The 12,155-nt window shown below is 69.5% G+C and carries 11 protein-coding genes; 2 read left to right on the forward strand and 9 right to left on the reverse strand.

Annotated features, from left to right (window positions below; genetic code table 11):
* Window positions 1-37: 37 nt before the first annotated feature.
* The 3 genes from WMF22_RS12505 to WMF22_RS12515 form a co-directional block, all read right to left on the reverse strand.
* Complete coding sequence (locus WMF22_RS12505) at window positions 38-1,342, reverse strand: serine/threonine protein kinase (protein ID WP_438035905.1); 1,305 nt, start codon at window positions 1,340-1,342, stop codon at window positions 38-40.
* A 304-nt stretch (window positions 1,343-1,646) separates the two neighbouring features.
* A complete protein-coding gene (locus tag WMF22_RS12510; protein ID WP_438035906.1) occupies window positions 1,647-4,505 on the reverse strand; it encodes a TonB-dependent receptor domain-containing protein in 2,859 nt (952 codons plus the stop codon).
* Window positions 4,506-4,560: 55 nt separating this feature from the next.
* A complete protein-coding gene (locus WMF22_RS12515; RefSeq protein WP_438035907.1) occupies window positions 4,561-6,363 on the reverse strand; it encodes a protein kinase domain-containing protein in 1,803 nt (600 codons plus the stop codon).
* Between the two features lie 385 nt (window positions 6,364-6,748).
* Here WMF22_RS12515 and WMF22_RS12520 point away from each other — a divergent pair, with 385 nt between their 5' ends.
* Both WMF22_RS12520 and WMF22_RS12525 read left to right on the forward strand, forming a co-directional pair.
* Window positions 6,749-7,183, forward strand: coding sequence for a YeeE/YedE family protein (locus WMF22_RS12520; RefSeq protein ID WP_438035908.1), 435 nt, complete (start codon window positions 6,749-6,751; stop codon window positions 7,181-7,183).
* Window positions 7,180-7,755 (forward strand): DUF6691 family protein, encoded by a 576-nt coding sequence (locus tag WMF22_RS12525; protein ID WP_438035909.1) that lies wholly within the window; start codon window positions 7,180-7,182, stop codon window positions 7,753-7,755. Before WMF22_RS12520 ends, WMF22_RS12525 begins: the two co-directional genes overlap by 4 nt.
* A gap of 148 nt (window positions 7,756-7,903) precedes the next feature.
* Here the strand turns inward: WMF22_RS12525 and WMF22_RS12530 are convergent, their stop codons facing one another.
* From WMF22_RS12530 to WMF22_RS12555, 6 genes are all read right to left on the reverse strand, one after another.
* Window positions 7,904-8,602: a hypothetical protein gene (locus WMF22_RS12530; RefSeq protein ID WP_438035910.1), complete on the reverse strand. Its 699-nt coding sequence runs from the start codon at window positions 8,600-8,602 to the stop codon at window positions 7,904-7,906.
* Window positions 8,603-8,647: 45 nt separating this feature from the next.
* Window positions 8,648-9,934 carry an AAA family ATPase gene (locus WMF22_RS12535; protein WP_438035911.1) on the reverse strand — a complete coding sequence of 429 codons (1,287 nt, stop codon included), beginning with the start codon at window positions 9,932-9,934 and terminating at the stop codon, window positions 8,648-8,650.
* 205 nt (window positions 9,935-10,139) lie between these two features.
* On the reverse strand, window positions 10,140-10,295 hold the full coding sequence (locus WMF22_RS12540) for a hypothetical protein (protein WP_438035912.1): 156 nt from the start codon (window positions 10,293-10,295) through the stop codon (window positions 10,140-10,142).
* Window positions 10,296-10,441: 146 nt separating this feature from the next.
* The gene (locus WMF22_RS12545) at window positions 10,442-10,738 is read right to left on the reverse strand and encodes a hypothetical protein (protein WP_438035913.1); all 297 of its coding nucleotides are present in this window, start codon (window positions 10,736-10,738) and stop codon (window positions 10,442-10,444) included.
* A 149-nt stretch (window positions 10,739-10,887) separates the two neighbouring features.
* Complete coding sequence (locus tag WMF22_RS12550) at window positions 10,888-11,043, reverse strand: hypothetical protein (protein ID WP_438035914.1); 156 nt, start codon at window positions 11,041-11,043, stop codon at window positions 10,888-10,890.
* A 241-nt stretch (window positions 11,044-11,284) separates the two neighbouring features.
* The gene (locus WMF22_RS12555; RefSeq protein ID WP_438035915.1) at window positions 11,285-12,136 is read right to left on the reverse strand and encodes a transposase; all 852 of its coding nucleotides are present in this window, start codon (window positions 12,134-12,136) and stop codon (window positions 11,285-11,287) included.
* Window positions 12,137-12,155 lie beyond the last annotated feature (19 nt).

Consider the following 12,155-nt stretch of genomic DNA (forward strand, 5'->3'; position numbering starts at 1 on the left):
CTGGCTCGGTCGGGGGTCGCGCGGGCGTTCTGGAGAATCAGGTCGACCAGCTCGTCGGCCCGCTGGAAGTCGCCGGCGAGGTACTCGCATTCTGCGAGCTCCAGGTAGAGCGTGAACGTGTCCTCGTACCGTGCGCTCCAGGCGTCCGGGGGCAGCAGTGATGTCGCCTGGGCCAGGTAGCCGCGAGCCGAAGCGAAGGCGACCGAAGCCTTTGCCTTGAGCCCTGCCAGGAGGTTGAGCCGGCAGAGCGCCTCCCTCTCGCGTGGGTCGGTGAGGAGGTGGGCGCCGTAATTGAGCTGATTCGCGACGTCGAAAGCTCGCTCCTCGAGGGACTCTCTGGGCAGATGCGACACGAGGAGCCGGCCGACTCAGGAGAACCGGTGTCGAACACGCGCTCGAAGGCGCCCAGCAGCGCCGCGATCTCCTCGTCGCGCCCGTAGAGCTTCTGCGGGATCTCGAGGCGGCCCGACACGTCCTGCTCGCCCAAGGGGAAGGGCTCGATGCTCCCACGGCAGGTCCATAGCTCGAAGCACCTTTCCAGGTCACAGCGAAGGCCGCGTGCGGTCTGGTAGCGCTCCTCGGGCATCTTCGCGAGGAGCTTGATCACGATGCGCGCGACCGCCTCGGGCACTTCGGGGACCACGTCGGACGGCGCCGCGAACGCGCGGGCGATGTGACCATGAATCCATTCCAGCGGATCGCGAGCCTGGATTGGGAGCTTTCCCGTGAGCATCTGGTAGAACGTGACACCCAGGGAATACAGATCGCTGCGGCTGTCGATCCCTCGGTTCATCCGCCCTGTCTGCTCGGGCGATATGTAAGGTAGTGAGCCCTCGATGAGGCGCGCTGGCTGCGCGGCCTGCTGGTCGCGGGGGAGCCGTGACGCGAGCCCGAGATCGGCAATCTTCACCTCGCCGGTGGTGGAATTGACGAGGATGTTGGCGGGCTTGAGATCTCTGTGGACTACGCCTCGCTGGTGAATGTCGGAGACGGCCCCTGCGACGCGAACAGCAATGTCGAGGAACCTGCCGATCGCCATCGGCGCCCCGAGCAGTCGATCGAGCGGCTCCGCGCCGGAGTCTTCCATGACGAGGGCGAGCCTCCCCTCGTACCTCTCGAGGGCGAGGGGCCTGACGACGGTCCCGACGTCCAGCGTCTTGCCCGTCTCGTACTCCCTCTTGAGGCGATCGAGGTCCTTCGGCCGGCAGCTTCGTGGGTCGAGCACCTTGAGGACCACCGGGTGGCCATCGGCGTTTCGAACAGCGCGGTACACGGCAACCCCGCGGCCCTCGGCAACGGTTTCGCCGATCGTGTAGGGAAAGTGAGGGGGCGGGCTCGTCATGCGGGCGCTCGGTGAGGTAGCCGCGGCAGCGGCAGCATGAGCCCTCCCATGACGGAGTCTAACACTTTCTGACACCCACCATGGCGAGCCTTGCAGGCCAACACACCCGCTTTCGCCTCCAGCGGCGGCCTCGGCCGCGTGCCGTACCAGAGGCGCCGCCGCCAAGCAGCCGCCGCCAGATGCCACTCCTCTCATGATGCCAGGAGCTCCAACAATGTTCCGAAGGTCAAGAACCTCGTAACGATCGCCGGAGCCGGGGCCCGGATCGAAGCGGGGCCGCACGCGCACGACCCGACGCGCGGAGCTATGGATAACTGACGGTGATCTCGGCGAGGAAGGTCCTGCCGTTCTGCCGGCTCGTGGCCGAGAGGTAGCTCTCCGCGGCCGGGTAGTCGTACCGCGTGTCCATGGCGTTGTAGATGCCGATCACATAGCGGCTGTGGAAGCGCTGGAGCTCCCCGGACACCGTGAGGTCCGCGACGATCGCGCCCGCTGTCTCGTCGGCCGAGCTGCGGCCGATGCGCCGGGGCGCCTCCAGGTTGATCCGGAGCCCCGCGGCGGCGAGCCGCTCCACCACCGGGACGACGCCGCGAAACGACGCGAGGTGCTCCGGCGCGTTGATCAGCCGCTCGCCGCGCCTGAGCTCGCCGCGCTGGTAGCCGTACGTCGCCGCGAGCATCCAGCCCTGGCGCCACTCGCGGCGGAGCTCGACGTCACACCCCGCCACGAACGCGTCTCGACGGCTGTTCACGTAGCGCACGACGCCGGGCACGCCGGGCCTGTCCTCTTCGGAGGTGATCCGGTCCGACAGCTTGCTCGCGTGAACGGCGCCGAGCGCTGTCCAGTCGTCGCCGACGCGCTGCGAGTACTCGATCTCGGCGGAAGCGATGGACTCCGGCTTGAGCACGAGGCCCCGCTCGGGGTCGACGGCGGGCACCTGCGTCTTGCCGTCGGTGTAGAACTGCTCGGAGATGCTCGGGGCGCGGAAGGCGCGCCCGCCCATGATCTTCAGGACCCCGCCCGGCGCGGGCCGGAGGATGACCGCGGCGCGCGGCACCACGATCGGCGCGAACGTGCTGTAGACGTCGAGGCGCGCGCCCCACGAGAGGCGGACCCACGGGGCGGGCGAGCTGTCGAGGATCAGGTAGCCGGCGCCGAAGCGGTACGGCACGGGCTTCGTGTGCGCGCGGCCGTCCGCGAGCACGCTGCTCAGCGTCGCCTCGGGGTGCGCCTGCACCTCGCCGCCGCCGGTGACCCTCAGCCAGGGGAGCGGCGTCCACGCCGCCCTGAGCTCGCCGCCCAGCCAGGTGCCGTGCTGCTGCTCGAAGATCGTCCCCTCGTCGAACGCGTAGGCGCCGTGCCAGACGAAGCGGTTCACGTGGGCGCGCGCCATGAGCTGCAGGTCGGGCGTGAGCCGCGGCTCGAAGCGCACCTCGGCCATCATGTGCGCGTCCTCGTAGCTCGTCCCGAGGTCGTTGAGCCGCGTGCCCACGTAGCCGATCGGGACGAGCTGCTCGCGCGCGTGGTACATCCACTGCGCCGTGAACGGCCCGTACCAGGCGCGCCCGGACGTGCCGCCGGCCCGGAAGGTCTCGGCGCGCTCGGCGATCTGCACGCGCGGGCCCTCGCCCGGGTCCCGCAGCGCCACCGGGACGTCGAACCCGTCGGAGCGCGCCCCGGAGACGCTCGCCTGCACGCCCGCGTCCCTGCGGGCGTTGTAGTGGAACCCGGCGCGCGCGTGGCCCACGCCGTCGTAGTAGGTGCCGGCCGCGGCGTGCGCGCTCGTGGGCTCGTCGCGCCCGCGCGGGACGAGGTTGACGATGCCCGAGAGCGCGCCCGTGCCGTAGAGCAGCGAGCCTGGGCCGCGGACGACCTCGATGTGATCCACGTCGTGGAGGTCGTCGCGCGCGTCGGAGCCCACGAACGAGGCGTTCAGCACGTTGTCGTTCGTCGAGTGGCCGTCGGAGAGGACGAGGAGCCGGTTGCCGTAGTCGAGCGGCTCGCCGAGCCCGCGGATCCCGGCCGAGTAGACGACGCGATCGTTCGAGAGGTAGATGCCGCGCGTGCCGCGCAGCGCCTCGGCGATGGTCGGGTACCCGAAGGCGCGCAGCTCGTGCTGCTCGATGACGCTGATGGATGCGGGCGCGTCCTCCAGGCGCTCGACGACGCGCGAGGCCGACGACACCTCCCGGAGGGGCGCCAGCGTGACGTCGCGCAGCTCCGCCTGCTGGCCGGCCGTCACCTCGATCGTCCGCTCGACGGGCGCGAAGCCCCGCAGGCTCACGCGGACGCGGCGCCGGCCCACGGGGACGCCCTGGATCACCGACGGCGTGAAGCCCATGGGGCGGCCGTCGATCTCGACGAGGGCGTCGGGCTCGTCGGCCCGCACGAGGATCGAGCCGGTGAGCGGGCTGAGCGTCGCCGTGATCGGCACCGTCTCGTGCGCGGCGACGGTCAGCGGCTGCGGCGCCGCCTCGAAGCCCGGGCGCGAGAAATGGAGCACGTGGCGGCCCGGCGGCAGATCGAGATCGCACGGGGCGGTGCAGGCGGCCGGCGCGCCGTCGTGGTCGACGCGCACGGTGGCCTCGCTCGCGCCGCGCACGTCGACCCGCACGGTGCCCACGATGCGGCGGAGCACGATGAGGACCTCCTTGCTCTGCCCCAGCTTCACCGGCACGTCGTCCACGGCCACGGGCTCGTAGCCCGCGAGCTCGACGAGGATCCGGTAGCGCCCCTCGGACATGGCGAGCCGGCGCGGCGCCGTGCCGCGCGCGCCGAGGTCCTTGCGATCGACGTAGATCCTGGCCCCCGGCGGCGACGTGACGATCTGGAGCACGGCCACGCGCGGCGCGATCCGCTGGAGCGCGGCCTGGACCTCGGCGACGACCTCCGGGTCGGCCTCGCCCTCGAGCGCGTCGTCGTAGTACCGGTGCGCGTCCGCGAAGCGGCCCAGCTCCTCGTAGGTGAGCGCGATGTTGAAGACGACGTTGCGGTTCGGCACGAGCCGGTTCGACGCGAGGAAGTGCTCGAGGGCGGCCTGGAACTGCCCCTGCTTGTAGAGATCGCGGCCCAGGTCGAAATGGAGGTCGGCCTCGTCGGCCTGGCCCTCGCCGTCGGCGCGGGCGGCGGGGGCCTGGAGCAGGGCGCCCGCGAGGAGGGGCACCGCGGCGAGCCTCCACCGGCGAGCGCGCGTGCTCGAGGGCGCTCGACGCATGCAGCTAGCGGCGCTCGCGCAGGCGCGTCGCCTTCGTCGGCGCCGGCTCGCTGCTGGCCGGGTACGGCGACGACGGCGCGAGCACCGCGCGCGGGCGGCCCGCTTTCGCCGAGCCGAGCGGCGCGAGCGCTGCGCCGGCCGTGGCGAACCCGCTCGCCGCGGCGGCCGCCGCGGCCGTGGGCGGCGAGGCGACCTCCGGCGGCGGGAGGGACGAAGGCCCGGGATCCTCGATCGAGGGCGCGGGAGGCTCGTCCTGCGCCGGCGCGACCTGCGAGGCCGCCTCGCCGGCGGGCGGCGCGCCCGGGGCCGGCGCCGCGCCGCGCCCGAGCCACGCGGTCGCCGCCATGCCCCCGAGGAGCGCGATGAGCGCCGCCGCCGCGAGGGGCGCGACCATGCTTCGCCGGCGCCGCTCCTGTCGATCCCCCGCGGCGACGCGCTCGCCCCGTCTGGACGGCGCCGCCGTCGGCGCCAGCGACTCGTCCGGGGGCAACGCGTGCACGGAGGGAGGTCCGGCGGCCGACGTCCGCGCGGGCGGCTCCGACGGCGAGGCCGCGGCGGTGGGCGTGAGAGAAGCGACGGACACCCGCGCGGGCGGCACCGACGGCGAGGCCGTGGCGGTGAGCGTGAGAGGAGCGACCGACACCCGCGCGGGCGGCATCGATGGCGAGGCCGCCGTCGCGACGGAGGGTGGAGCGGAGACCCGCGTGGGTGGCATCGAGGAGGCGCGCTCCTTCGCCTGCTCGCTCATGCTGTGCCGGGACCCACGCGTGGGGCCGATCGGCCCGGTCAGGGTCTCGGCTTCCTCGTCGATGGCCCGCGGGCGGTCCGGCGCCGGCGGCGCGTCGACGGCCTCGTTCCCCATCGCCCTGCGCAGGATGCGCGCCACCGTCTGGCGCGCGGACTCCGACCCGAGCGGCTCGAGCAGCGTGGCCAGCTCGGCGATCGTCTGGGGACGGCGCGCCGGATCCTTCTCGAGGCACATCAGGATGACCCACTCGAGCGGGAGCGGGATCTCGGGCCGGTGGCTGCGCGGGGGCACGGGCGCGTCGGTCACGATGCTGACGAACAGCGCCGAGACGGACTCGGTCTCGAACGGCAGCCGCCCTGTCAGGAGCTGATAGAGCGTCATGCCGAGCGCCCAGATGTCGCTGCGGGCGTCGACCGTCCGGGTGCTGCGGATGTGCTCCGGCGACATGTAGCGGGGGGAGCCGAGCACCACGGCGGATGCGGTCAGCTGGGCGTTCAGGCCGAGCACGCCCTCCTCGGACGCCTTCGAGATGCCGAAGTCGAGCACCTTGATCAGGGTCGAGCCGTCCTTGCGGCTCGCGAGGAAGAGGTTGCCCGGCTTGAGGTCGCGGTGGACGATCCCGAGCGAGTGCGCCTCGGCGAGCGCCTCGCAGGCCTCGATCACGTAGCTGACCGCCTGCTCCACGGGCAGCGGGCCCCGCGATTCGAGCAGCGCCTCCAGATCGATGCCATTCAGGTACTCCATCACGAAATAGGGCAGATCGTCGTCGGTCTGCCCCACATCGATGACGCGGGCGATGTGCTCGCTGGCGATCGCCGCCGCGGCCTGCGCCTCCCGGAAGAAGCGCTCCGTGGCGCCGGGCGTCGTGCGCCCCTCGGGCAGCAGGAACTTCAGCGCGACGCGGTGGCGCAGCGAGAGGTGGTGCGCCGCGACGACGATCCCCATGCCGCCGCGGCCGAGCACCCGCTCGACGCGGTACTTGCCGCCGACGACATCCCCGACGCGCGGAATCCTGCGCCATGAAGCCGGTTCCGCCGCGTCCGAGCCTGCGTGGGCCATCGGCCGCCAGTATACACCAGCACCCCTGGGACCCGGCACAATCTCGGCCGTCCGCCGGCGCTGTGTGTGATACGCCCGCTCCCAGCCCCACCCGCTCTGTCGGGCGGCGCTCCAGGCGGGGTGTGGCGCCGCGCGCTCGCAGCAGCGGTGGCGCGGCGAGCGGTGGTGCGGCGAACGGTGGTGCGGCGAGCGGTGGTGCGGCGAGCGGTGGTGCGGCGAGCGGTGGCGCGGCGAGCGGTGGCGGACGGGGCAGGGGGCGCGCGAGCCGGCGGGCCGGCCGACAACCGCCGAGCGGGCACCGGCATTGCGCACCGCGTGGTGGTTCGTCTTCCGTGGATGACGCGCATTGCTATGCTGGCCACCGGTCTCTCGGCGAGGTGGCATCGTGAATGAATTCACCGTGATAGGCCCCCTCCTCGGCGGCGCCCTCATCGGCCTGGGCGCGTCTCTCCTCCTGCTCTTCAACGGGAGGGTCGCTGGCATCAGCGGCATCGCCGGAGGGCTCCTCTTCCGGAAGCCTGGCGACACCGCCTGGCGCGCGGCGTTCGTCGCGGGCCTCCTCCTCGGCGGCCTCGCGCTCGCCGCCGCGCACCCGGTCGCCTTCCCCTCGGCGGGGGGCGGCGGCTCGCTCGGCCTCGTGATCGTCGCCGGGTTGCTCGTCGGCTGGGGCGCGCCGCTCGGCAACGGGTGCACGAGCGGCCATGGAGTCTGCGGCCTCAGCCGCCTGTCGGTCCGGTCGCTCGTCGCCACGCTGACGTTCATCGCGACCGCGGCCATCACGGTGTACGTCAGCCGGCACCTGCTCGGGGGGGCGCGATGAGGCGGGGCGCTGTCGCGTTCCTCGCCGGCCTGCTGTTCGCCGTGGGGCTCGGCGTCTCCGGCATGACGCAGCCGTCCAGGGTCATCGGCTTCCTCGACGTGGCCGGCGGCTGGGACCCGAGCCTCGCGTTCGTGATGGCCGGCGCGGTATCCGTGCACTTCCTGGCCTACCGCGTCCTTCGCTGGCGGCGGCGCGGGGGCGGCGCCGATGCGGCCGGCCTTGCTCGCGCGCCGCGGTTTCCCCTCCTGGCCGACCGCGCGGACGTCCCGACCCGCGCCGACATCGACGCGCGCCTCGTCGCTGGCGCCGCGCTGTTCGGCGTCGGCTGGGGTCTCGCCGGGTACTGCCCGGGGCCGGCGCTCGTCTCGCTGGCGACCGGATCGAGCGCCGTGCTCGCGTTCGTCGCGGCGATGGCCGCCGGCATGGCGATCGAGCGCTTCACCTCGGCCAGGGCGAGGGGCAATGCTGTGGCGCCTACGCCATCCGCGGGGCCGCCGGAGCCCCCGCCGTCAGAGCCGCCGCTCGCGCCGGGACCGCGCAGGATGGTGCAGCTCAGCCTTTTTACCGAGTAGCTGGCCGGGACATCGCACTTACCTCCCTCGCCAGTTGCCTGCCACGGCCCGTGAAGTCGCGCGACCTTGTGGCCTACAATGCCTCCAACTACTCCCAACAATCCGCAGCGCGCAGTTATCGAGAAGAGCGGCCAAGCTTGGGTTCCCGCTACGTGATGCTACCCTCGATTTGGATCCACACGTCATGGTGCTGCGCACGGAGCTCGGAGAAAGGCGCTTCCTCGCGGCCCTCTTTCAGGAAGTACCACCGGGTGAGACCGTACGCATCATTATCGCGTACGCTCTCTAACAAATCATGCACTGCCCCCGGAAGATCGGGGTGATGCAAAAACGTTCGCACCGCTTTGGATAGATTGCGTTGCGTGCGGCGCCTGCCATCCACCACCGCTTCGTCCTGTAACGTCTCCCCGAGCGAACCGAGCGTCTGTCTGCCTTTTGGTACGGCTTGCCTTGTATTCGGATCAAATCGCGCCGCAAGGTTCCCCGTCCCGGTATCATAAAACAGAAAATCCCAGGGATCCTCAGCTGTCGGGTTGATTAGCAGTGGTGCGTTGGCGTGATCCACGGGGAATTGGGCCGACTTGTGTCGACCGCAATCGGTGCAATTCCAGAGCAAATTCGCCCACAGAAAGGCCTTGTCCGGGGACAGCACAAGCGGTCGAAAATGATCGATGTCCGTGCCACGTGAGTCTTCGCAGTACATGCAGCGGGCTCGGACACCCGTCATGCGTTTCAGTGTGGCTACGACTTGGCCTATCTTTTTCGTCGGCCTTGCCTGCTCCCAGGTCGCTCGGGCGTCCTTGCCGCCATCGACCTCAGTCTGCTTGCGTTGCAGGTACTTGAGCACGTCGTTAGGCAGATCTTCCCGTATATACCGGCGCATTGCAGCTACCTACGACGGATCCGCGAACAACTCGAGCTGCTTCAGTTTTTGAACCTCTGCGGCGGTCAGCGCCGCGGCCTTCTCTTTAGCCTTGAGTTGCGCATGCTCTCGACGAGCTTGAGTCGCTCGCGACGACCGCGTCTCCCGCATTCCGAACGCTGCCGTTCTATAGATTTCGGTCGGGGTACCTCGAACAACCTCCCAATATTCTTCGATGCTGAGTTGGCGCGGAACACCTTCGCTGCCTGGCGCAGGTAGGTGGTAAATGGCTTGCTCATCGGCCGCCTGACAGATGAGTGGGCTGTGAGTGGTAACGATGAACTGAATGCGTGGGAAGTGTTCCTTGAGCCAAAAACCGATACGACGCTGCCATTCTGGGTGGAGATGAGCGTCAACTTCGTCGACCAGCACGATTCCAGGATATTCGGCGACCACGCGGCCGCCCTTCTTGGATATCAGATTCTTGTCGCCTTCCCCAAGCCCGTAAACTACGACCATGTGTCGAACGATATCAACGAGCACTGCCAGCGCGGCACGGTAGCCTTCGCTCATGTCTGCGAGCGGCAGCACGGTGCCCCGAGCGTCTCGAAGCCATAAACCATCGGAATCGATTTTTTCGACTCTAATACCATTCTGCAAAAAATCGTGATTAAGTAATTCCATTACGCTCTCAAGGATTCGAATTTCCTTGGGTCGCTTTTCCAATGCCTTATAGTTCAAGTCCTTGAGCCATATTTCGCATTCCCCGAGCGTCGCATCTTCCTTGAACATGGTGGCAAATCTCACCACGCGACTGGGGCCAACCATGAGCCGCTGGGCTTCGGGAGAAGCGCCGTAAAGGCGCCGGAATGGGCCGTACCCAGCTGCGAACCATCCTGGCGTATTCTCCGCCCAGGGACCGTTCAGCGGTCCCTTCTTGCCGCGGCGAAGTCGGGCCGCAGGTACCAGCGATACCTCAGGTCCGCCGTTCTTCACCAGGTCCAACTCAGACCAGAACGACCTCTCGTACCGCCGACCGGTTGCGAATCCGTCATCGCGCTCGGGAACGATCTCTGCCGCGATCTCGGCGTGGTTCCCGCCCCGGCCAATCCAGCCCAGGAGCGACGGCTGAAGTGCCCGCGCCACGTCGGGCCCGACGATGGCCAGCGCGAGTGCACGCAGTAGTGCGGTCTTGCCGGCACCGTTGTCACCGGTGATGACCGTCCACCCGTCATACGCGCCATTTCTTCGCTCGAAGCTGAAGTCGAGCGAACGTATTCCCTTGAGATCCTTGAGTATGAGGCGCTTGAGGTACACGGCGGGCGCATCATGGCGCAAGGGGCGCCGGTTGGGAAGCGTCTCCGTGCTCCGGTCCGCGCGCCTCGACGGGGGGCCAAGGCTGGCGTGTGTATACCACGAGTGCGCGACGCAGCGGGCGACTCTCGGCTGGCGCCTATCTGCCGTTGTCGTCCTCCAGATGAGCCTGGGGGCCATCTCGAGAAGCCCCGAGGCGTGCGTGCGCCTACCCGTCCCGACGTACATAGAGCCGGCCCAGCGCGTCAAGGACCTGGATGGCGCCGATCGCCTGCTGGAAGGCGTCGCGGTCGGCTTTGATCCTGGCGTTCAGGTAAAGGTCAAGGCCGGCCGCCAGCCAGCGCGCGTGGTTCCAGGGTCGCATCGGGAACGGATCGAGCGCGGCGTCGTCCCTTCGGAAATGACGTCAGGTCGTCTACCGTCAGGGCGGGCGGCTTCGGTGTGTACTTGCTCATCGCCGCCACCTCTTGAGCCGCAGCGCCAGCGCCTCGCGAGCGATGCGGAGCCTGCTCAGCGCCGTGGGGGGGCTCGTCCGATGCCGCCGGACGTACTCGGAGATACCGCCTTGGGCAGCGCTCGGCCTCCTCCCAAGTCCGCCAGATCCGCCGCGACCGGCTCCGGCGTTCCGAGCGGGATGTCGAGGATGGCAGCGATCTCGGTGCCGCCGTGCCCGAGCGCAGCGAGGACGAGCACCTCGCGGGCCCAGAGCGGCATCGCGGCGATCACCATGAGCGCCGTGGCCGCGTCGATGCGCTCGCCGGCGTGCCCGGGGTCAACGCGCTCCTCACCCGCGCCGTGGTCGCCCACGGGTCGTCGACCGGCACCTCCCGGCGTCGGAAGGCGCACTCGTGGTAATGGGTGCAGTGGAACCTGCACACTCCGAAAAGCCAGCGTTTTAGCGCGTCCAGAGGTTCGCGCGTGCGGTCGGGTCTGTAGCGTCCAGCCTGCGAGCAGATCTATGCCCCGAGCACAACGTCCTGGCACACGTCGTCGAGATCGATGGCGCGCACACCGAGACCACGCAGGGCGCTGCGGATGAGCGGCTCCTGCGCGGCAATCTCGGCGATGTTCAGGGCGCGAGCGGGGCCAGCGTGCGGGCCCCACGGGCTCATGGGGCACCTCGGCCGCAGTGCGGGCAGCGGTCAGCGGCGACCGGCCGGCCTAGGACACGGATCACGTTGATCGAGCGAGAAATTAGCCGCCAAGGCGCCAAGGACGCCAAGAACAAAACAGAATCTTGGCGTCCTTGGTGCGCTTGGCGGTTCAAATTCCTGTTCTTTTCCGGGGTTTCAACCCGTTTGTCGCTCTAGAGCGGTTTTCAGCTGGGTCTGGTACAAAAGCTGCTGCTCGGGCTCACTGATTCCCTATGCTGCAGGGCATCCCCGCTGGCGGAGCGCGAGAGCGCTCGCCGGGCGGCGCCATCCTCCGGGTTGCGCCGGCACGCGAGGGAGGTGGGCGACGCGGTGGACGGATGTAGCCGGCGTGCTGAAACCAACCTTTGGCGTCGCGATCAGTTACCAGACCGATGGCTCGGCCCATGGCTCGGTATACCTGCGGAACCGAGCGCGGGGCGGCGGCGCGGGTGAGCTCCTTGACTTTGCTGCCGCAGCCTTCCACCGGCGACAGGTCAGGCGAATAAGGCGGCAAAATCCAGAACTTTGCCCCGCGCTCCTCGACGGCAGCGCGAGCACCGGGAGCACGGTGTGCACCCAGCCCGTCGACAACGATCACATCGCCGGGCTGCACTCGAGGAGCGATCCGGTCGCGGATGTACGCCTCGAAGATGGCGCCGTTCATGGACCCCTCGAAGGCCATCGGTTCTACGGCGCCGCCGAGATTCAGCCCGACGATGAGCGTGATCTTCGGGTCGGTGTTACACGGCACCCTGCCGTGCGCCCGACGCCCGCGACGCGCACGACCGTACCGCCGCGCCATCCCGCGATGCAGACCGAACTCGTCGAAGAAGGTGATGTGGCGTGCGCCTACTCTTCGTGCTCGCCGCCGGAACTGAGCGCGGCCCTTGCGGACGGCGGGCCGATACTGCTCGCTCGCTCGAAGCGTTTTTTTTTCTCGTGATGCCCAGCCGCTGCAGCGCCCGATGCATCGTCGGGATGCTGACACGCACCTCCTGCCGCTGCTCGAACTGCTCAGCCAACTCGGCCAGCGTCCGGTCGTTCTTTTCCTCGACCAGCTTGCGCACCTCATCCAGCCCCGCCCGGTCGAT

This window comes from Sorangium sp. So ce204 (assembly GCF_051526795.1).
GTDB lineage: Bacteria > Myxococcota_A > Polyangia > Polyangiales > Polyangiaceae > Sorangium > Sorangium cellulosum_B.